The sequence below is a fragment of the Methylobacterium mesophilicum genome (assembly GCF_022179445.1).
GTDB lineage: Bacteria > Pseudomonadota > Alphaproteobacteria > Rhizobiales > Beijerinckiaceae > Methylobacterium > Methylobacterium mesophilicum.
In genome coordinates this window covers 1-19603 of sequence record NZ_BPQU01000007.1, presented here as the reverse complement: position 1 = coordinate 19603, position 19603 = coordinate 1, and the positions used below count along the sequence as shown (strand labels likewise).

Sequence of the window (19603 nt, the reverse complement as noted above, 5' to 3'; positions counted from 1 at the left end):
TGCAGAGCGTATGCTGGCACGCGTCGATCAGGAACCGACCGGGACGGATGATCGCATGACCGCCTACCAGATCCTCGAACAGCGTTTCTCCCGCCTGGCGGCCCTGGAAGGGGCGGCCGGTATCCTCGGTTGGGATGCGCAGACGCTGATGCCCGACGGGGCGGCCGAGGCGCGGGGAGACCAGCTGGCCATCCTGCGCGGGCTGGCGCACGAGATCCTGACGGCGCCCGAGACGCGGGGAGAGATCGACGCGGCCGAGGCGGCGGGCGGGCTCGATCCGTGGCCGGCCGCCAACCTGCGGGAGATGCGGCGGACCCAGGCTCACGGCGCCGCCGTGCCCCGGGATCTGGTCGAGGCCAGCTCGCGGGCGGTGTCCCGGTCGGAGATGGTCTGGCGCGAGGCGCGGCGCGACGCCGACTTCGCCCGGCTGGCGCCCTACCTCGCCGAGGTCTTGCGGCTCCAGCGCGAGATCGGGCAGGCCAAGGGCGCGGCGCTCGGGCTCGATCCCTACGACGCGCTGCTCGACAGCTACGATCCCGGCATGCGCCGGGCGGTGATCGACCCGCTGTTTTCCGATCTCACGAGCTGGCTGCCGGACCTGATCGCCCGCGCCCGGGAGATCCAGGATTCCCGCAGGGCGCCGCTGCCCCTGGAAGGCCCGTTCGACGTGGGCACGCAGCGCGCCCTCGGCCTCAAGCTGATGAGCGCGCTCGGCTTCGACTTCACCCGCGGCCGGCTCGACATCAGCCTGCACCCGTTCTGCGGGGGGGCCACCGACGACGTGCGCATCACCACGCGCTACGACGAGGCCGATTTCGGCCGCGCCCTGATGGGCGTGCTGCACGAGACCGGCCACGCCCTCTACGAGCAGGGCCGCCCCGCCGCGTGGCGGCACCAGCCGGTGGGGGCTGCCCGGGGCATGAGCCTGCACGAGAGCCAGTCGCTCATCGTCGAGATGCAGGCCTGCCGCAGCCGGGCGTTCTTCACCTACCTGGCACCGCTGCTGCGGGAGGCGTTCGGCCGCTCCGGGCCGGAATGGTCGCCGGAGAACCTGCACGCGCTGAACACCCGGGTCCGGCCGGGCTTCATCCGGGTCGACGCCGACGAGGCGACCTACCCGGCTCATATCCTGCTGCGCTACCGGCTGGAGACTGCGATGATCGCGGGCGACCTCGCGGTGGCCGACTTGCCGGGCGCCTTCAACGACGGCCTGCGCGACCTCCTCGGCCTCACGGTTCCCGACGACCGCCTCGGCTGCCTGCAGGACATCCACTGGCCGAGCGGGGCGTTCGGCTACTTCCCGACCTACACGCTCGGCGCGCTCGCCGCGGCCCAGCTGTTCCGGGCGGCCCGCACGGCGGAGCCCGCCCTGCCGGGCTGCCTTGCCGAGGGCGACTTCGCACCGCTGCGCACTTGGCTGCGGGCCAACGTGCACGAAGTGGGCAGCCTCCTCGGAACGGATGATCTGCTGGTGCGGGCGACGGGGGCGCCGCTCGGGACGGCGGCGTTCCGGGCGCATCTGGAGGCACGGTATCTGCGGGGCTGAACTCTCCACCGCGGCAAGGGCCTGAACCCAACGAGCACCTTCTCCGCGAGGACAGCGCGCCTTCCTTAGGCGGACCGGGGCATTCAAGGGACGAAACGCCCCTGCTGCAGCAATTGAGGGTTCAAAAACCGCACGATCCCCCGCCTCGCCATCCCGGGGCCACGCAGGGGAGCCCGGGAACCATAACCGCCGACCCTTGAAGGACTTGCGCGGTCGGCGGCTCTGGATTTCGGGATCGCCTACGGCGCCCCGGCATGACGGAGAGATTTACTCCCCGCCGTTGTGGCGGCCGTCGCCAAGGGAGTTGCCGGACGGCCGCGCTCTTCGGTCAAAACCGCCCCCTACAGCTCCAAAACGTCCACCGCGTCCCCCAGCCGGTCCCGGGCGATCTCGGCGACGTGACGGTGGTGGGTGAACAGGATCGGCTGGACGCTGGCGCCGATCTCGGCCAGCGCGTCGAGGCCGTATCCGGTCCGGGCCTCGTCGAATGTCGAGAACAGATCGTCGCCGATGAAGGGGGCCGGCTCGGCGCGCCCGGCGTAATCCTCCAGGTAGGCGAGGCGCAGGGCGAGGTAGAGCTGGTCGCGGGTACCCTCGCTCATGCCCTCGATCCCGACCAACCCGCCGCCCGCGCGCTGTCCGGCGAGCTTCGGGGTGTCGGCCTCGTCGTAGGTCTGGGCCAGCCCCGCGAAGCCGCCGCCGGTGAGGGCGCGGAACAGGGCTCCGGCCCGGGCGACGAGCGGATCCTGCTGGCCGGCCCGGTGCCGGGCCACCGCCTGGCCGAGCATCAGGCCGGCGAGCCGCAGCACCGCCCAGGAGCGGGACGCCGCCTGCAGATCCGCCTCGGCGGCCTTGCGCTCGGCGGCGGCCAGTTCGGCGCCGCTGCCGCCTTCCAGCTCCGCCCGGCGCCGCTCGGCGCGGTCGCGGTCGGCGTAGACGACCTGGCCGCGCTCCGCCTGCTCTTCGGCCTCCATGGCGAGGCGGGCGAGTTCCGCCTCGACCGCTTCCGGGGGCAGGGCGTCGAGGCCGGCGCGGATCTCGGCTTCCGGCAGGCCGTCGGCGGCGCCCGCGAGGCTGCCACGCAGGCGCAGGCGCTCGGCCCGGAGCGCCTCCCGGGTGTTCAGCCGCCCGAACACCGCCTCGATCCCCGCGATGGGCGCCTCGGCGAGGTCCGGCATGGTCTGCGCGATCTGCCGGGTCAGCGCGGCCCGGGCGGCGGCGTGCAGCCCGGCGGCGGCGCGTGCCGCCCCCTCCGCATCCGCCAGGCGCCGGTCCAGTTCGGCGCGGCGGGCCGCCCGGGCCTGCGCAGCGACCAAGCGGTCATGCAGCGTGCGGACGGCCCCTGTCGGCGGCGTGCCGGCGAGGTCGGGGGCCAACGCTTCGACCAGGGACGCGGCCGTGACCCGGAACGCCTCCCGGTCGCGCCGCAGGCCCGCCGCCCGGCGCTGCAGGTCGGCGCGGGCCGTGAGGCGGTCGGGCACCGCGCGCCACGCCTCCAAGGCGCTCTCGGCCTCCTCGGGACGGGCGCTCGCAGCGAGGCCGAGGGGGCGCAGAGCCTCCGCCCATTCGGCCTGCCAGGCGGCCCGGCGGCCCTCGGTCTCGGAAAGGGCCACGTCCAGCCTGTCGGCGGCCGCCGCGGCCGCGCGGAGCAGGCCGCCGGTCTGGAGGTTGGCCTCCCACCGGCTTGCCAGGGTGGCAACCCGCGTCTCCAGCCGCTCCAGCGCCTGCCCGACATCGAGATCGGGGGCGGGATCGAGGCCGGCCCGGGTAAACAGGGCGGCGAGCGGCGCCCGGGCGGCCTCGATCCGGGCCGACAGCCGGTCCCGCTCGATCCGCTGCTCGGCCAGGCGCTGCTCGGCCTCGATCAGGTTTTCGGTCTCGGTGAGCCAGGCCGCCATCTCGGCCGGCGGGCCGGGGACGAGACCGGCGGGCCGCCACGCTTCGTGCCAGGCGGCCTCGCCCTCGGCGATCTCATGGGCGATCGCGGCGAGCACCCGATCCGCCGCCGCGCAGGCGGCGTCCTCGGCGGCGAGGCGGTCGAGGTCGGCGGCGTGGGCCGCGACCCGGGCGGCGTCGGCGGCGCGCGCGTCGGCCAGGCGGTCCGCCTCGAACAGGGCGCGCTCGTAGGTCGCGATCGCGCCGGGCTCGGCACTGCGCCCGGCCGCGAGGGCGTCGCGCAGGGGCGCGAAGCCGGTATCGCGGGCCGTCCGGGCGGCGTCGAGCCGCTCTTGGGTGGCGATCGGCCGGCCGGCCTCGCGCTCGCGCAGGCGGTCACGGGTGGAGGTAGCTTGGCTGTGCGCCGCGTCCCGGCGGTCGGCGGCGCGTTCGTGCTCGCGCCTTTTGCCGTCGAGCAGGGCGCGATAGCGTGCCACCGTGTCGGCGGCCGGCAGGGGCAGGCGGACCAGGGCGGCGGTGTCGGCCACCGGCGGCGACAGCCGGCCGGCCTGGTTGCGCAGGAGCGCCGTCTCCCGACGGATCGCGGTGTCCAGCGCCTCGTGGGCGGCGATGCGCTCGTGCAGCTTCGCGAGCGGCTTCAGGTCCTCGCGCAGCGGCGTCGGATCGTGGGTGGCACCGGCCGCCTCGACCTCCCCGGCCAGCCGGTCGCGCTCGGCCCGGGCGGCGGCGCCGTCGCGGGCGATCTGCTCCTCGGCGGCAGCCAGGGTCCGGCCGTCGCGGATCAGGCGCTCGACCCGGGCGCGGGCGGCGTCGGTGGGCTGTCCGGCCTCCAGGGCAGCGAGGTCCGGGACGCCGATCCGGGCGCGCAGGCGCTCCAGGTCGAGCCCGACCTTGTGGGCGTCGCCCTCGATCCGGGGCAGGTCGGTGCCGCCCTTCTCGAACTCCTTGGTGCCGCTGAACGCCGCCAGGATGTCTTCGGCGTGCAGGATCAGCTCGGGCTCCACGGGCACGGAATCGGCCTCGCCGCGCGCCCGGGTGAGGGCGGCGTCGGTCCGGGCCGCCTCGGCCTCGGCCGTGCGGCAGCCTTCGAGGGCGGCGCCCAGGCGCTCGATCCAGGCGATATCCGCCTCGGCCAGGTCGGAATCGGCGGCGATCCGGTGGTCCAACACGTCGATCTCGGCGACGATCGGCCGGGCGCGCTTCAGGCGCTCCAGCCGGGCGCGCTCGGTGGCGATGCGCTGCGTCCCGGCCCGGAGCGCGTCGAGCTTCTCTGCGGCGGCGGCGATCTCGTCGTTGAGCGCGCGCCAGTCCCCGGACCGCAGGCCCTTCTCGCGGATCGCCTTGCGGGCGGTCTCGTGCCGCTCCAGGGCCTGGTAGAAGGTCCGGTGCTTGGCCTGCCGGGGCGCGAAGATGCCCTCGGCCTCGGCGTCCAGGGCGGATTGGAGCTCGGTGAGGCCGCGCAGGCCGGAACCGGCCGCGAACAGGCTGGCGCCGACCTCGCCCTCGACATCGACCATCTCGCGCCCGCCCGCCCGCAGGCTGCCGGCATCCAGCCCGAACGCGCGGCAGAACACGGTGCGGGAGATGCCGCCGAGGAACGGCGCCAGGGAATCGTCGGGCAGGGGCGCCTCGTCGGCGTCGATCAGGGTCCGGGTGTTGCCCTTGCGGCGGCGGAACGCCAGGCAGCGCCCGTCCGCTGCCTCGACCTTGGCGCCGAGCCGCAGCAGGGGCATGTCGTGCAGGAAGGCGTACCGGGTGGTCTTCTCGAAGCCGAACAGGAGGTCGGTCACCGCCGCCAGCGCCGTGCTCTTGCCGGCCTCGTTGGCGCCCAGCACCACGTGCAGGCGGGCGTCGGGCCGGAAGGTCACGGTCCGGTCGGTGAAGGCGCCGTAGCGCTCCAGGGCGAGGCGGATCAGCCGCATGATGCGCCCTCAGCAGTGCCGGCCGCCGAGGCGGCCCAGGATCAGCGCCTCGGCCTCGGCGCAGAGCGCGTCGAACTCGGCCTCCAGGTCGGCCTCGGCCGCCGCGGTGGCGGGCATCCGGGCGCCGATCTCGGCAAGCGCCGCCTTGGCGCGGATGCGGAAATCCGGGTCGCGGTCGAGGTCGGCCAGAAGTGCCGCCGGGTCGATCGCCGCCCCGGAGGCGTCCACGGTCGCGCGGGGCCGGCGGGTCTCGATCTTCAGGCGCTCCAGCCAGATGTCCTCGTGCAGCCGGTGGGCGGCGGCCTGGATCTCGGCGGTGACGCCCTCGCGGTCGGCCGACAGCGCGTTGTGGGCCGGGGTCGTGCCGGCGAGGTGGACCCGCACCAGCACGAGGCGCCGGGCCGCCACCTCCGCCAGCGGCCGCAGGGCGGATTCCACGATCGCGAGGGCTGTGCTCGTGTCGGCGGCCGCGCCCAGGTCGACGGTGACCTGCTCGAACCGCGCCCGATCGAGGGGGAGGCGGCTGAGGCCGGTGACCCGCCCGTCCGCGACCTCGACCAGGACCGCACCCTTCGCGCCGCATTCGCGCACGCTGCGGCCCTGGATGTTGCCGGGGAACACGATCCAGGGATCCCGGGACAGCTCGGCGTACTCGTGGATGTGGCCGAGCGCCCAGTACTCGTAGCCCCGGGCGGTGAGGTCGGCGATCGAGCAGGGCGCGTAGGTCTCGTGGGCGGCGTGGCCGGTGCAGGAGGTGTGGAGGATCCCGAGGTTGAACCAGCCGGGCAGGGCGGCCGGGTAGGTCAGCGACAGGTTCTCCTCCACGGCCCGGGCCTGGAAGCTGCGGCCATGCACGGCGACCCGCACGGCCTCGAGGCGCAGCGTCTCCGCCCGGGCCGCCGGGAACACGTGGACCGAGGGCGGCAGGGTGATCGAGCGGGTGATCACGCTCTCGGCGTCGTGGTTGCCGCGGACCAGCAGGGTCGGGATGCCGGCCCGGTCGAGGCGGGCGACTTGGCGGGCGAAGAACAGCCCGATCGTGTTGTCGGCCCAATCGCCGTCGTAGATGTCCCCGGCCACCACCACGAAGGCGACCCGCCGCTCGATCGCCTGGGTGACCAGATCCTCGAAGGCCTGCCGCCCGGCCGTGGCGAGGCGCCGGGCGAGTTCCGCGTCGCGGGTCGCGAGGCCCGAGAGCGGGCTGCCGAGGTGCAGGTCCGCCGCGTGGATGAAGCTGAAGCCCGACATCGGTCTCCGTGGAGCAATCGGTGAGCGGGGGTCTTAGGCCGCCGGGGCGTGCGGCCTCAAGCGCGGTGCTCCGATTGCTGCACAGGCACGGGGCGCATGCGACGGTCTCAAGAGCTGACCGCGATCAGCCTCTGACCTTGTTGATGTCCGAGACGGGGGATGTCCGCCCGTCCGCCGCTGGGCAAGAAACGCCTTCGGAGATCGTCCGGGGCCTCCGCCGGCCCCTGGGCGGGGGGCCGGAACAGCACCTGCGAGAGGCGGCCGCCGCCTCACGGCGTCGATCCATCCGGCCCGCCTCCGTGCGGGCATCACGTTTCGCGCAGCCACTTCCAGACGTGTTGTGCCGTCCCCTGACCGCCGATCCGTTGGGCCACCCGGCGCTCGCCACGCCAGGCCTGCGGTGGGGCGCCGTAGCGGTTGCGGAAGCTGCGGCTGAGCTGCGAGATGGTGTTGAACGCGAACACCTCGGCCAGCCGGCTGATGGTGCGCCGCTCCATCGGGTCGGCCAGGGCATCACGCACCGCCGCCAAGCGCTCGCCCTGCACGAAATGCATTACGCCGCCCTCGGGCTCGAACAGCCGGTAGAGCGTGGACCGCGAGACCTGCATCTGCCCGGCGATGAATTCGGGCGATAGCATCGGCCGCGACAGGTTTTCCTGCACGATCGTCCTGGCGAGGGCGAGGAGCGCGCCGTTGAGTTCGCGCCCGTCCAGCACGTCCGCGGCCGGCGAGGGATCGAGGAGCCGGTGCAGGAAGGCCACGAACTCGTCGGCGAGCGCCGGGGCCTCGTTGGCGCGCGTGGTCGGCAACCGCCGGTAGATGTCCGAGATGCGGGCGGCCAGCAGCCGGTTGCGGGCTGCATCGAAGAGCAGGCCGTGCGCCTCGAGCGGCAGACCGTGGAGTCGCGTGCTGGGTACGGCGATGCCGATCGCGTCGGCTCGGTCGAGCATGCCGTCGAGCAGATGACGGCGGCCGATCAGGGTCACGGTGCCGGCCGAGGCCGAGACCGGTTTGCCGCCGACCGTGCCCTGGAAGCGGCCGGACCGGTAGAGCTGGACGATGTAGTGGTCGGGACCGGCCTCGACGCGTCGGCGGTCCCGCTGGAGCCGCTGGGTCGAGAGCCGCGTGCGATGCGCCACGAGGTCGTCGATCGGGTACGCGATGTTGCTGCCGAACGGCAGCGGAGCGGATGGCGTGGCAGGACTGACCGCGTACATCGGCGCCAGGAGGGTCCGCCATCGCTCGAAGGCTTCCCCGGGTGGCAAGCCCGTGGTTGTCAGGAGGAAGTGCGGCAGACCCGGCTCAGCCGTCGTGTCGTCTGCACTCAAGGGACAGATCCATCGCCATCCGACCCGTGCGACGGGAGAGATTGAGCATTCGGCCCCTGGTGGGGCAACCTAAATGCGCGTGTGTGCTCCGCGGAGGTCGAAAGTGTCGCAAGCAGGGCGGATGACCGCTAGCGGCGGCATCCAAGTCTGCATCGACGGCAGGATCGGGTTGGGTCCGGTGCGCCCGCTGCGGATCTCCCCCGGTCAGCGACCGGTCGTACAGGTCGGTAGATCCATTTCCCGTGAGTCCATCCCCGATTCGCGACAACCCGCGCCGTCATCCCGGGGCGCCGCAGGCGAGCCCGGGATGACCGTGCGTGTCAGCACGGGACGGTTGTTCAATTGAAGAAGACTGAGCCGCCCTCCTGAGAAGAGATCGAGTTTCCAACCTGTGCGACCCGTAGCCGGCAAGCGATGGCCAGTCGTTTGCCGATCCGGAAACGGAAGCGCCGTCCCGGGATCCGCCCCTTCGACTAGCCCGATCCTGGCCTGAAACGATGATGCAGACGTGTCCCGTCCGTTCGCACGGACGAGGCAACGGTGCCGTCCCACCGGCTTCGCCGTCACCCGTGGGGTGTTGCCCCCGTCCCACCGAATGGTGCGACGGGGGCACGCGATGCTGGGCCGCGTCGATCAGGCCGCCATGGACCCGTAACGGCGGTGACCCTTCACGTCGTAGCGATCGAGCATCATCACCTTGTCCCAGACCCGCACGAAGTCCGCCACGAACCGCTGCTGGCCGTCGCGGCCGGCATAGGCGTCGGCGATGTTGCGCAGCTGCGCGTTCGCCCCGAAGACGAGGTCGTTGCGCGTCGCCTCGAACCGGGCCTGCCCGGTCTCGCGGTCCTTGAGGACGAAAGACGTCCCGTCCGAATCGACCTTCTCCCAGACCAGGTTCGTGTCGGTCAGGGTCCGGAAGAAGTCCGTCGTCAGCACGCCCACCCGGTCGGTGAAGATGCCCTGGTTCGATCCGTCGTGGTTGGCGTTGAGGGCCCGTAGGCCGCCCGTCAGCACCACCCATTCCGGCGCGGTCAGAGTCAGCAGGTTGGCCTTGTCGAGGAACATCTCCTCCGGCGACAGGCGCGGTGCCATGTCCCTGAACCCGCCGTCGACGTAGTTGCGGAAGCCGTCGACGAGGGGCCTCAGCCACTCGAACATCTCGATGTCGGTGAGGTCCTGCGTGGTGTCGACCCGGCCGGGCGTGAACGGCACGCGCGTCTCGACGCCCGCGTCCCGGGCAGCCTTCTCGACGGCGGTACAGCCGGCGAGCACGATGAGGTCGGCCAGCGAAACCTGCTTGCCGTCGCCGCGCCCGCCGTTGAACGTGGCCATGACGCCGCGCAGCGCCTCGACCACGGGTGCGGCCCGGCGGTTGACGGCCCAGTCCTTCTGCGGAGCGAGGGCCAGACGGCCGCCGTTGGCGCCGCCGCGCTTGTCGCTGTCGCGATAGGTCGACGCCGCCGAGAAGGCGGTGAAGGCGAGGTCAGAGACCGAGACGCCCGTGGCCAGGATCGCTTGCTTCAGGTCGGCGATCTCGGCCTCCCCCACCGGGGTGTAGGCGGCATCGGGAATCGGGTCCTGCCACAGCAGGCCGTCCTCGATCGTCACCTCCGGACCGAGGTAGCGGTGCTTGGGGCCCATGTCGCGGTGGGTGAGCTTGTACCAAGCCTTCGAGAAGGCCTGCGTGAAGGCATCGAAGTCGGTGAGGAACTTCTCGCAGACCTTGCGGTACTCCGGGTCGACCTTGAGGGCGATGTCGGAGGTCATCATCATGAGCGGGTGCATCTGACCCGCGACGTGGGCGTCGGGGGTTTTGGGCGCATCCGGGTCCTTCGGGGTCCATTGCAGGGCGCCGGCCGGGCTCTTGGTCTGCTCCCACTCGAACTTGAAGAGGTTCTCCAGGTAGGCGTTGTCCCACTTGGTGGGATCGGGGGTCCAGCTGCCCTCGATGCCGTTGGTCATCGTGTCCTTGCCGGCACCCGTGCCCTTCGGGTTGTGCCAGCCGAGCCCCATCGCCTCCATCGGCGCCATCTCCGGCGGCGGTCCGATCTCCTTGGCGGGGGTCATGCCGTGGCTCTTGCCGAAGGCGTGGCCGCCGGCGATCAGCGCCACCGTCTCCTCGTCGTTCATGGCCATGCGGGTGAACGTCACCCGGATGTCGTTGGCCGAGCCCTGCGGATCCCCGTTCGCGTAGGGCCCCTCGGGGTTGACGTAGATCAGCGCCTGGTGAGAGGCGGCCAGCGGGTTCTCCAGGTCGTAGTCGGGGTCTCCGTTCTTGCCGCGCCAGCGCTGGTCGCGGTTGACCATCTCGTCGAAGCTCGACACCGCGCCCATCTCGACGACTTCGGGACCCCAGTAGGTGGCGTCGTCCGCCTCCCAGGCGTCGAGACGTCCGCCGGCGAACCCGTAGGTCGGCAGGCCCATGATCTCCAGGGCGCAATTGCCGGTGAGCACCATCAGGTCGGCCCAGGACAGGGCGTTGCCGTACTTGTGCTTGAGCGGCTGCAGGAGGCGGCGCGACTTGTCGGTGTTGCCGTTGTCCCACCAACTCGAGATCGGCGCGAACCGCTGCATCCCGGTGCCGGCTCCGCCCCGCCCGTCCGCGATGCGGTAGGTTCCGGCCGAGTGCCAGGCCATGCGGATCATCTGCGGGCCGTAATTGCCGTAATCGGACGGCCACCATGCCACCGACGACGTCAGGAACTGCTTGATGTCGCTCTTGAGCGCATCCAGGTCGATCGTCCGGAAGGCGTCGGCGTAGTCGAAATCCGGCCCCAGCGGATCGGCCGCGAGCCCGTTCTGGTGCAGGAGCTCGACCCTGAGCCGGTGCGGATACCAGTTCTCCAAGGCGGGACGGCTGCCGAAGGCCCCGCCGACGCGGTCGCCGCCGAACGGGCATTGACCCGCCATCGGGTACGATTCGGTATTGGTTTTGTCGATCGTCGTCGTGTTCATCAAGATCCCCCTTGGCGCAGGACCGGCGTCACTGGACCCCTCGGTCCGCCGGGCTGTCGCCGACAGCAGCGATCGGCGTGCCGCTCTCACGACCGGCCGCGCAGGAACGATGCTGCACTGCAGGCGACATCAGTCGCCCGCCCCGAAAATCAAGGTGCCGGCGTCACCCATACGGGCACGCCGGCGGACCGCACGCCTAGGAAGACGCGCCTCACGATCGCGCGAGTCGATGGCGCGCAATCGAAGCGTCGGCCGCCATTCGGCCGATCGCCGTTGCCGACCGGCCGGACGACGGGCGTGGCGACGGTCATGACGCCGCGCAGCTGCCCGAGGCAAAAGCCGATTGGCCTCGGACCCGAGCGAACGCCCGAGCCTCCGGCGCGTTGAAGCGCGGCGGTGGCGACGGAGCCCCCCGGTGAGGTACGAGTCCGGCCCGATGAACAGCTTCGCCCATCCGGACCGCTCCGGCCTCGCCTCGGCCCTCCCGATCCGGCCGGCCGAGCGCAGCCGCAGGCCGTTCAAGATCGTGAGCTGGAATCTGCTCCGGCGCACCGGCGCGGCGGTGGACGACGTGGCCGCCCTGGTCGCCCAGGAGCAGCCGGACCTGCTGCTGATGCAGGAGGCGACCCGGGCGATCGGCTTCCTGCGCGACCGGATCGGCGGCCATTACGCCTGGGCGCCGCTTCCGGGGCGGATCCATGGGCTCGCCATGTGGAGCCCGAAGCCGTTCGCGACGCCGCCCCGGGTGATCGAGCTCCCGGCCGGCGCCCTGGTGCACCGGGTCTGCCAAGTGCTCGATCTCGGCGAGTTCGGCGTCGCCAACGTCCACCTGTCGCATGGGCAGATGCTCAACCGCCGCCAGCTGCGCCGGATCGTCGGCGAATTGCCGCCGCGGGCCGCGGTGCTGGGCGATTACAACATCGTCGGGCCGGCGCTGATCCCGGGCTTTCGCGACGTCGGCCCGCGGAGGCCGACCCACGCGATGGTCGACGTGCTGCCGTTGCGGCTCGACCGCTGCCTCGCCCGCGGCCTGATCTGCCACGAGCACGCGGTGCTGCCGCGCGGGCCCTCGGACCACAAGCCGATCGTGGTCCATCTAGGGCCGGCGCCGGAGGCGCACGCCCCCGCGCGCTTCAAAGGTATGGCAGCAGCAGTCGCACGCCTGCGTCGCGCAGACGGGTCGGCAGGGCGCGGGCGGCGAGAGCCTCACGGCTGAGGCGTGCCTCCATCTTGCCGCGCATGAAGGTGTCGAGCTGGGCCGCGAGGTCGGCATCGATGATCTCGACGTTCAGCTCGAAGTTGAGCCGGAAGCTGCGCATGTCCCAGTTGGCGCTGCCGATGAAGCACCAGACGTCGTCGACGACCATCGCCTTGGAGTGATCGAACGGCGGCTCGTCGAGCCAGACCCGCACGCCAGCCCGGAGCAGGGGGTCGAGATGCGCCCGGGTCGCCCAGTCGATGAACGGATGGTCGCTCACCCGCGGGATGATCAGGTCCACGGTGATGCCCCGGGTCGCGGCCTGGGCGAGGGCGCCGGTCACCAGCTCGTCGGGCAGGAAGTACGGGGTGACGAACCGGACGGTCCGGCGGGCGCAGGCGAGCGCCTGGAGGATCACTTGCTCGATCTTCTCGACGTCGGCATCCGGCCCCGAGGTGACGACCCGGGCGACGCTGGTCCCGACCGGCGCCAGGTCGGCGACCCAGGGCTCGGAATCGAGGATCTCGCCGTCCACGAAGGCCCAGTCGGCCGCGAACGCCACGGCGAGTTGCTCGACCACCGGCCCCCGGAGCCGGTAATGCGTGTCGCGGATCGGGTGCTCCGGCTTCAACGCCACGCGGTTCGGCTGTGAGATGTTCAGCCCGCCCGTGAAGGCGATGCGCCCGTCGATGATCAGCAGCTTCTTGTGCGAGCGCAGGTTGAGGAACGGCATCCGCCAGGGCAGGGCGGAGTGCATGAACAGGGCCGCCGGCACCCCGAGGCTGGTCAGGCGATGATAGACCGGCGCCCGGAAGTAGCCGCCGCCGATCCCGTCGATGATCACCCGGACCTTGACGCCGCGGGCCTGCGCCTCCGCCAGCGCCGTGCAGAATTCCCGGCCGACGGGATCGTCGCGGAAGATGTAGCTCGACAACCCGATGCTGGCCTTCGCCGCGCGGATCTCCGCCAGCATGGCCGGGTATCCGGCGTCGCCATTGCGGAACATCTCGACGTGGTTGCCCGAGAAGGCCGGCAGGCCGGTGATGCGCCGGATCGCCCGGTCGAGGGGCCAGAGCGTCTCCGGCACCACGGCATCGTCGGTGTCCGGGAGGTTCGTCGCGTCGGAGGGCTTGGTGCGCAGCTTCCGGGCCCGCCGGGAGACGCGGTTGATGCCGAAGGTCAGGTAGAGGGCGGTGCCGAAGATCGGCGAGAGCCAGGCGAGCCCGATCCACCCGACCGCGACGCTGACCCGGCGCTTGCGCAGCAGGGCGTGCAGGGTGACGCCGAGCGCCAGGGCAATGCCGATGAGCGCCGCGACATCCGCCCGCAACAGGGCGGTGGATTGCAGCCATCGATACAGCGCGTCTTCCAAGGTCTCGGCATCCGGTTCGTGTCAGACGCCGCCGGATATAGCCGAAGGAAACGAGCGCGAGCGGATTTAATAGGCGCGCAGGGGCGGCAGCGCGCCGTTATCGGCGGTGCCGAGGGGCCGGGCACACCGGTAGGGGCCGCTGCCGTCCAGCGCCGCGTACAGGATCCGGCCGCCATCCGCGATGCAGCGCGCCTTGGCCTCGGCATAGGGCCGGTGGAAGCTCCAGATCGTGATCATCGGCCCGACGGTGCCCAGGCAGACGCCGCCGAACAGCAGGGCCGCGGCCCAGGTCGCACGATCCGGCCGCGGACGCGGCGGCCGGGGCGGCGGCATGGCGCCGACGAAGGCGAGCGTCAGTCCGAACAGGTCGAGGGTGCTCATCAGCCGTTCCGCGAGGACGTGCCGAGACCGGCAGGACAGGGTGTGCCCTCATCCTAGGGCAGGGCACGGCCGGAGCCTACGCGTCGCGCGGCACGGGGCCTGCGTCGTATCGCGCCGGGCTCAGGGCTCCCAGCGCGGCGTCCGCTTGGTCAGGAACGCGTCGATGCCCTCCTGGGCGTCGGCCATCATCATGTTCCGGGTCATGACCTCGGCGGTGTAGCCGTAGGCCTCTTCCAGGCCCATCTCGATCTGGCGGCCGAACGCCTCCTTGCCGACCGCGAGCACCCGTCGGGCCTTCCCGGCGATTTTTTCGGCCATGGCGGCCACCGCGCCGTCCAGTTCCGCGGCCGGCACGGCGCGGTTGACGAGGCCGATCCTGTAGGCCTCCTGCGCGTCGATCGGCTCGCCTACCAGCAGCATCTCCAGGGCGGCCTTGCGCGACACCGCCCGCGAGAGCGCGACCATCGGGGTCGAGCAGAATAGGCCGATCTGGACCCCCGGCGTGGCGAACCGGGCCCCTTCGGTGCAGATCGCGAGGTCGCAGGTGGCGACGAGCTGGCAGCCGGCCGCGGTGGCGATGCCGTGGACCTGGGCGATCACCGGTTGCGGCAGGCGCGTGAGGCTCAGCATCAGGCGGGCGCAGGTGCGGAACACCGCCTCGGTCGCAGCCAGCGAAGGATCGGCGCGCATCTCCTTGAGGTCGTGGCCGGCGCAGAAGGCCGGGCCGGCGCCGCGCAGGATCACCACGCGCACCCCGGCATCCTCCCGGATCGCGTCGAGTTGCTCCTGAAGGGCGCCCATCAGGGCCATCGACAGGGCGTTGCGCGCCTGGGGGCGGTTCAGCGTGAGGGTCGCGACGCCGTCGGCATCGTGGCGCAGCAGGACGGGGGCGTCCGGGACTGTCGCGTCGGACGGTGCTAAGGTCACGGCTGCGGTCATCGACGTCTCCCGGTGCCGGCCGCCCTTGCGCTCTGGGCCGGTCGCTTGGCCGGAGGGTAGCAGGCCGCACGCGGTTTCGCGATGGCACCCGGCCGGCAAGGCGGCTTCACGAAAGGTTCGACCGTTACCCAGGCAGGCTCGTATGGTGACGCCGAGGCCGCGACGGTGCGCGGCGTCCTTGCGCGGAGTCGATGCCCATGATGGTGCTGCCGTTCATTGGGTTCGCGGGAAGCGCGGCCGCCATCCTGGCGGGGCGGCGCAGGATCGCCCTCGGCCTGTGGCTGGTGTCGCTGGCCGGCACCATCGCGCTGTTCGGCGCCCATGCCACCTCGACGCTTCAACTCGACTTCTGAACGGGCCTCGCCATGACCGCCCACCAGGTCCGAACCCTCAACGCCCTCGGGTTGCTCGGCTGCTGCGCCATCCTGATCGTCGCGTTCGGGTACCAGTTCCGCCTCGGCGAGTTGCCGTGCCCGCTGTGCCTGCTGCAACGGTCTGCCTTCGCGGCGGCAGGGATCGGCTTCGCGCTCAGCGTCCGCTTCGGCCCGCGAACATCCCATTACGGCGTGGTGATCCTGAGCGCGGTCACCGGCGCCGGCATCTCCGCCCGGCAGGTCGCCCTGCACGTCGTCCCCGGGACCGGCGGTTATGGTTCGACGCTGTTCGGTCTGCATTTCTACACGCTCGCCCTCATTGCCTTCGCGGCCATGATCGTCGGCGTCGGCGTGCTGCTTTTGGGCAATGGGGCCGCCGACCGGGTCTCGCAGGACCGAGTTGAAGAGGTCGGCGCCTTCGGGACGGCTTGCCTGCTGCTGTTCCTTAGCGTGATCCTCGCCAACGCCGTGTCCACGGTGGCGGAATGCGGTGCCGGCCTGTGTCCGGACGATCCGTCCCGATACGAGGCGCTCGACGACTGGCTGGCGCGGTTCAGGTCGCGTTGAGGAGGCGACCGAGGCCGTGGCCCGAACGGCCTTCCGGGGGGAACAGCGGTCACGCGGCGCGGTTGATTCCCCTCGGTCCGTTAGCGCCCGTCAATCCTGCTCGGCCAGGGCGAGATCCAGGCTGGCGAAGTCCGCACCGGGGCCGTTCCACCACACGGAGGGGTAGGCGGGCAGCCGCCCCATCACGCCGGCGTAGGCCTCCGCCAGGACGGTATCGACGATCACCAGCGTGGCGGCCGAGAGGGCCAGGCTGTCGGCCAGGGCCTCGCCGCGCCGGCTGCCGTCGATGGCGGCGACCCGGATCCCGAGCCGGGCCAGGCCGAGCCGCATCGCCTCGGACTGGCCGAGGTCGCGGACCAGGAGCGCGACGGTCGAGCCGGCCCGGAGGCCTTCGCCGTAGGCCCAATGCGCGACCCGGTTGGGGCAGATCGCCGGGGCGGCCTGCAGATGGGGCGGACGCCTCTCCCCGGAAGCGCCGCCGGAGCGGAGGCGCCGGTCGGGATCACGGGTGGCCGGATTGGAGACCGGCGTCGGGACCGGGACATCTGCGACAGTGGAGTTCACGCCAAACATACGCTGCGAACCGCCTGGATCTGGATAAACGGTGGACCTTGGCGTGACGCGCGCCGGTTAACACTCTGTCTCACGATCGCAGATCATCGGAACACTGGGCTGTTTTCCGGGCCGCAGGCGCCTGCGACTGCGCCTATGCCGAATCGATGATGAACGGCCGACCGCAATTTGAATGCGAATTCGGTCGCATTGGCGATGTGCTCGGTCCGGCCTATGTCCGGCTCCGCGCGGGCGGCCCGGAAGAGGTCGCCCCGGACCGAGGAACACGTCCCATGAACCGCCCCACGCGCCGGGTCGCCCCCTACGCCACAGCCCTCACCCTGACGCTCGCCGCCGCGACGTTCGCCGCCCTGCCGGCGCGGGCGCAGATCCGGAACGCCCCGTCGCCGCGCGCGCTCGAATTCGCCGCCTACATCTTCGCCGCCTCGAACGTCTGCGGCTACCGCATCGGCAACGCGGCTTTTGAGGGTCTGCTGGCGAAGCAGAACGTTCGGGTGGACGACGTCCAGCCGCGCGGCCCGTTCGGCAACCGCGTCCAGACCATGTTCACGCTGATGTCGAACCAGATGGCCCAGAACCGCGATCAGGCCTGCATCGCGGTGGCCGGCGAGTACGGGCCCGAGGGCTCCATCACCAAGAACGTCCTGTTGCCGGCCGGTCAGGCCGCCGACGCGCCGGCTCCGGCGGAGGCCGTCAAGCCCGCAGAGCCCGCCAAGCCGGTGGAGCCCGTCAAGCCGGCGCAGTGACCGGTCAGCCGAGGCGCCAGTCGATCGGCGTCACCCCGCGTTCGGCCAGCCAGCCGTTGGCCCGGCCGAACGGGTCCGAGCCCGGGAAATCCCGGGCTCGGTTGAGCGGCGAGGGGTGCCCGCTCTCGAACACGCCGTGGCGCGCCGCATCGATCAGCGGCACCCGGGCGCGGGCCTGAGCGCCCCAGAGCAGAAAGACCGCCGGCTCCGGACGCGCCGAGACCGCCGCGACGGCCTCGTCGGTCAGCGCCGACCAGCCATAACGCAGATGCGCACCGGCCTTGCCGGCCTCGACGGTGAGCGCGCTGTTAAGGAGCAGTACGCCCTGCCGGGCCCAGGGCGTCAGGTCGCCGCCGGCGGACCGTTCGGAGCCGGCCTCGGCCAGGATCACCCGCAGCGAGGCCGGCAGGCGGCCGGAGCCCACGTACGAGAAGGCGAGGCCGTTGGCATCGCCCGGTGTCGGGTAGGGATCCTGCCCGAGGATGACCGCGCGGACCGCCGGCAGCGGCGTCTCGGCGAGCGCCCGGAAGATGTCGGCCGGGGCCGGCAGGACCCGCGCGCCCGCGGCGATCCGGGCATCGACCCGGGCCGCGACGGAGTCGGCCGCGTCGCCGGCGAAGAACGGCAGCGCCAGCCACGGAGACCCGGAGGCGCGGAAAGCAGCCAGCGCGGCGGCCACGGGGGTGTCGGACATCGGGTCTCGCGGTTGCGGGCCGGGACGGCGGTGGCTAGGGAGGAACGGACGACCATGCATGGCACGTCCGGTGCAGCATGTCGCAGCCGGCCTTCGCTCGGCGGCGCGGCACCCTACATGGGATCGCACCTGACACCGGGAAGCCTCCGGCCCAAGCGCGTGCGCCGGCTGCCGGGTATCTGAAGCCAGAAGAAGGACTCGGCGCGCGGCGCCGGAACGCTGCCATGAACGAACGCGTCGAACCCGCCGCGCTGGCGGAAGGCCGGCCCCTCGCCACATCGGTCCCCGCCGCGGGCGGCTTCCCGGCCGACCACCCGAAGGTCGCATGGGGCCGCGTCGGCGTCCTGCTGATGAACCTCGGCACCCCCGAGGGCACCAGCTACTGGCCGATGCGGCGCTACCTCAAGGAGTTCCTGTCGGACCGGCGGGTCATCGAGGTGCCCCGGCTGATCTGGTGGCCGCTGCTCAACCTGATCATCCTGACCAAGCGCCCGGGGCCGAAGGGCCGCGACTACGCCAGCGTCTGGAACAACACCCGCAACGAGGGGCCGCTCAAGACGACCACCCGCGGCCAGAGCGAGCGCCTGCAGGCCGCGATGGGGGATTCCGTCGTGGTCGACTGGGCGATGCGCTACGGCAAGCCGGAGGTGGCCGACCGGCTCCAGTCGCTGCTCGACCAGGGCTGCGACCGGATCCTGCTGGTGCCGCTCTACCCGCAATACGCCGCCGCGACCTCGGCCACCGCCTGCGACCAGGCGTTCCGCGCCCTGATGGACATGCGCTGGCAGCCGACCGTGCGGGTGTCGCCGCCCTATCACGACGATCCGGTCTACATCGCCGCGATGGCCGATTCGATCCGCGAGGGCCTGGCCAAGCTCGACTTCGAGCCCGAGGTGATCCTGACCTCGTTCCACGGCGTCCCGCGCAGCTACCTGCTCAAAGGCGATCCCTACCATTGCCAGTGCCACAAGACCGGGCGCCTGATCCGGGAAGCCCTGGGGATGTCGCCCGAGCGCATGCGGGTGACGTTCCAGTCGCGCTTCGGCAACGAGGAGTGGCTGAAGCCCTACACCGACGAGACCGTGACGGAGCTGGCGAAGTCCGGCGTGAAGCGGATGGCCATCGTCGCCCCGGGCTTCACGGCCGATTGCCTGGAGACGCTGGAAGAGCTCGACGGCGAGAACCGCCACTATTTCGAGGGCAACGGCGGTGAGCGCTTCGCCTACATTCCATGCCTGAACGACTCGGATCTGGGCATGAAGGTCATCGAGCACGTGGTGCGTCGCGAGCTTCAAGGCTGGCTCTGACGCGAAAGCAGCCCAGGGCGATCGCTTGAAGGGGATCAGGCGGTCTGAGTGACGATGGCTCTGAGGTAGTCGTGGTTCCAAGCGGCGGCTTTTCTGCGGGTCTTGAGGCTGTCCGTGTCGGATGCGGTGCGGATGAGGTTCATGGCCATGTGCTTGATGGTGGCCATGTTGTGAGGCCCGTTGGCGGTGCGCAGGCGCATGAGATCGTCATGGAAGACGACATCGAGCACCCAGTGGAGCCGGTTCTCGATGCCCCAGTGAGCGCGCACGGCACGGGCGAACAGCTTGGCGTCGAGGGGGAGCGAGGACAGGAAGTAGCGCCGCTCGACCGAAGTCGTGTCGCCGCGTCCGACCGTTGCCTCGACCATGGCGATGGCCTCGAGGCCGGGGAAGCGCGGCGCGCCGGGATAGCGGCGATCCGCGGTGAGCCAAGCGACGTCGTGGCAGACGACATGGCGGCGGATCTCGCTGCGGCCGTGGCCGAGATCGATGGTCTCGTGGCTGTCGAGGCGGGCCTGCCCGGGGTCTGCGAAGAACAGGCGCACGTCCTCGGCGAG

General features: G+C 71.8%; 16 protein-coding genes. 6 read left to right on the top strand and 10 right to left on the bottom strand.

The window, feature by feature from the left end; all coding sequences use genetic code 11:
• Positions 1–55: 55 nt before the first annotated feature.
• Entirely contained in the window at positions 56–1546 is a 1491-nt protein-coding gene (locus MFF40_RS09665; protein WP_238260261.1) for a carboxypeptidase M32, read from the top strand.
• Between the two features lie 341 nt (positions 1547–1887).
• Here MFF40_RS09665 and MFF40_RS09660 read toward each other — a convergent pair whose 3' ends face one another.
• The 4 genes from MFF40_RS09660 to katG all read right to left on the bottom strand — a co-directional run bounded on the left by MFF40_RS09660 (position 1888) and on the right by katG (position 10895).
• A complete protein-coding gene (locus MFF40_RS09660; protein WP_147896295.1) occupies positions 1888–5364 on the bottom strand; it encodes a YhaN family protein in 3477 nt (1158 codons plus the stop codon).
• Positions 5365–5373: 9 nt separating this feature from the next.
• Positions 5374–6612, bottom strand: coding sequence for a metallophosphoesterase family protein (locus MFF40_RS09655; protein WP_147896296.1), 1239 nt, complete (start codon positions 6610–6612; stop codon positions 5374–5376).
• A 308-nt stretch (positions 6613–6920) separates the two neighbouring features.
• Positions 6921–7940 carry a helix-turn-helix domain-containing protein gene (locus tag MFF40_RS09650; RefSeq protein WP_238260259.1) on the bottom strand — a complete coding sequence of 340 codons (1020 nt, stop codon included), beginning with the start codon at positions 7938–7940 and terminating at the stop codon, positions 6921–6923.
• A gap of 633 nt (positions 7941–8573) precedes the next feature.
• The gene (gene katG, locus MFF40_RS09645) at positions 8574–10895 is read right to left on the bottom strand and encodes a catalase/peroxidase HPI (protein WP_238260256.1); all 2322 of its coding nucleotides are present in this window, start codon (positions 10893–10895) and stop codon (positions 8574–8576) included.
• Between the two features lie 436 nt (positions 10896–11331).
• On the opposite strand from katG, the gene MFF40_RS09640 reads away from it, so the two are divergent.
• Positions 11332–12111, top strand: coding sequence for an endonuclease/exonuclease/phosphatase family protein (locus tag MFF40_RS09640; RefSeq protein ID WP_238260325.1), 780 nt, complete (start codon positions 11332–11334; stop codon positions 12109–12111).
• Here MFF40_RS09640 and MFF40_RS09635 read toward each other — a convergent pair.
• The 3 genes from MFF40_RS09635 to MFF40_RS09625 form a co-directional block, all read right to left on the bottom strand.
• Positions 12029–13465 (bottom strand): phospholipase D-like domain-containing protein, encoded by a 1437-nt coding sequence (locus tag MFF40_RS09635; protein ID WP_238260255.1) that lies wholly within the window; start codon positions 13463–13465, stop codon positions 12029–12031. The genes MFF40_RS09640 and MFF40_RS09635 overlap by 83 nt on opposite strands.
• Positions 13466–13531: 66 nt before the next feature.
• A complete protein-coding gene (locus MFF40_RS09630) occupies positions 13532–13846 on the bottom strand; it encodes a hypothetical protein (protein WP_238260253.1) in 315 nt (104 codons plus the stop codon).
• Positions 13847–13966: 120 nt separating this feature from the next.
• Positions 13967–14785, bottom strand: coding sequence for an enoyl-CoA hydratase (locus tag MFF40_RS09625; RefSeq protein WP_238260251.1), 819 nt, complete (start codon positions 14783–14785; stop codon positions 13967–13969).
• Between the two features lie 197 nt (positions 14786–14982).
• Between MFF40_RS09625 and MFF40_RS09620 the strand changes: the two genes are divergently transcribed.
• Together MFF40_RS09620 and MFF40_RS09615 are read left to right on the top strand one after the other, a co-directional pair.
• Positions 14983–15138, top strand: coding sequence for a DUF5993 family protein (locus MFF40_RS09620; RefSeq protein WP_187278022.1), 156 nt, complete (start codon positions 14983–14985; stop codon positions 15136–15138).
• Between the two features lie 12 nt (positions 15139–15150).
• The gene (locus MFF40_RS09615; protein WP_238260249.1) at positions 15151–15726 is read left to right on the top strand and encodes a disulfide bond formation protein B; all 576 of its coding nucleotides are present in this window, start codon (positions 15151–15153) and stop codon (positions 15724–15726) included.
• Positions 15727–15816: 90 nt separating this feature from the next.
• Here MFF40_RS09615 and MFF40_RS09610 read toward each other — a convergent pair whose 3' ends face one another.
• Positions 15817–16299 (bottom strand): AMP-dependent synthetase, encoded by a 483-nt coding sequence (locus tag MFF40_RS09610; protein ID WP_147896303.1) that lies wholly within the window; start codon positions 16297–16299, stop codon positions 15817–15819.
• 272 nt (positions 16300–16571) lie between these two features.
• Between MFF40_RS09610 and MFF40_RS09605 the strand changes: the two genes are divergently transcribed.
• Positions 16572–17045: a hypothetical protein gene (locus MFF40_RS09605; protein WP_147896304.1), complete on the top strand. Its 474-nt coding sequence runs from the start codon at positions 16572–16574 to the stop codon at positions 17043–17045.
• A 4-nt stretch (positions 17046–17049) separates the two neighbouring features.
• Here MFF40_RS09605 and MFF40_RS09600 read toward each other — a convergent pair whose 3' ends face one another.
• Positions 17050–17739 (bottom strand): uracil-DNA glycosylase, encoded by a 690-nt coding sequence (locus tag MFF40_RS09600; protein WP_147896305.1) that lies wholly within the window; start codon positions 17737–17739, stop codon positions 17050–17052.
• Between the two features lie 224 nt (positions 17740–17963).
• Here MFF40_RS09600 and hemH point away from each other — a divergent pair, with 224 nt between their 5' ends.
• A complete protein-coding gene (hemH, locus tag MFF40_RS09595) occupies positions 17964–19046 on the top strand; it encodes a ferrochelatase (RefSeq protein ID WP_147896306.1) in 1083 nt (360 codons plus the stop codon).
• Between the two features lie 35 nt (positions 19047–19081).
• On the opposite strand, the gene MFF40_RS09590 is transcribed toward hemH, so the two are convergent.
• On the bottom strand, positions 19082–19603 hold a 522-nt coding region (locus MFF40_RS09590), incomplete at its 5' end, for an ISAs1 family transposase (protein ID WP_238260247.1).

What these genes read in the sequence shown, in the direction of transcription:
- MFF40_RS09640 (WP_238260325.1), top strand. Translation starts at nt 11,332, where the DNA reads ATGAACAGCTTCGCCCATCCGGACCGCTCCGGCCTCGCCTCGGCCCTC.
- MFF40_RS09625 (WP_238260251.1), bottom strand. Translation starts at nt 14,785, where the DNA reads ATGACCGCAGCCGTGACCTTAGCACCGTCCGACGCGACAGTCCCGGAC.
- MFF40_RS09600 (WP_147896305.1), bottom strand. Translation starts at nt 17,739, where the DNA reads ATGTCCGACACCCCCGTGGCCGCCGCGCTGGCTGCTTTCCGCGCCTCC.
- katG (WP_238260256.1), bottom strand. Translation starts at nt 10,895, where the DNA reads ATGAACACGACGACGATCGACAAAACCAATACCGAATCGTACCCGATG.
- MFF40_RS09620 (WP_187278022.1), top strand. Translation starts at nt 14,983, where the DNA reads ATGATGGTGCTGCCGTTCATTGGGTTCGCGGGAAGCGCGGCCGCCATC.
- hemH (WP_147896306.1), top strand. Translation starts at nt 17,964, where the DNA reads ATGAACGAACGCGTCGAACCCGCCGCGCTGGCGGAAGGCCGGCCCCTC.
- MFF40_RS09610 (WP_147896303.1), bottom strand. Translation starts at nt 16,299, where the DNA reads ATGTTTGGCGTGAACTCCACTGTCGCAGATGTCCCGGTCCCGACGCCG.
- MFF40_RS09665 (WP_238260261.1), top strand. Translation starts at nt 56, where the DNA reads ATGACCGCCTACCAGATCCTCGAACAGCGTTTCTCCCGCCTGGCGGCC.
- MFF40_RS09655 (WP_147896296.1), bottom strand. Translation starts at nt 6,612, where the DNA reads ATGTCGGGCTTCAGCTTCATCCACGCGGCGGACCTGCACCTCGGCAGC.
- MFF40_RS09615 (WP_238260249.1), top strand. Translation starts at nt 15,151, where the DNA reads ATGACCGCCCACCAGGTCCGAACCCTCAACGCCCTCGGGTTGCTCGGC.
- MFF40_RS09660 (WP_147896295.1), bottom strand. Translation starts at nt 5,364, where the DNA reads ATGCGGCTGATCCGCCTCGCCCTGGAGCGCTACGGCGCCTTCACCGAC.
- MFF40_RS09605 (WP_147896304.1), top strand. Translation starts at nt 16,572, where the DNA reads ATGAACCGCCCCACGCGCCGGGTCGCCCCCTACGCCACAGCCCTCACC.
- MFF40_RS09630 (WP_238260253.1), bottom strand. Translation starts at nt 13,846, where the DNA reads ATGAGCACCCTCGACCTGTTCGGACTGACGCTCGCCTTCGTCGGCGCC.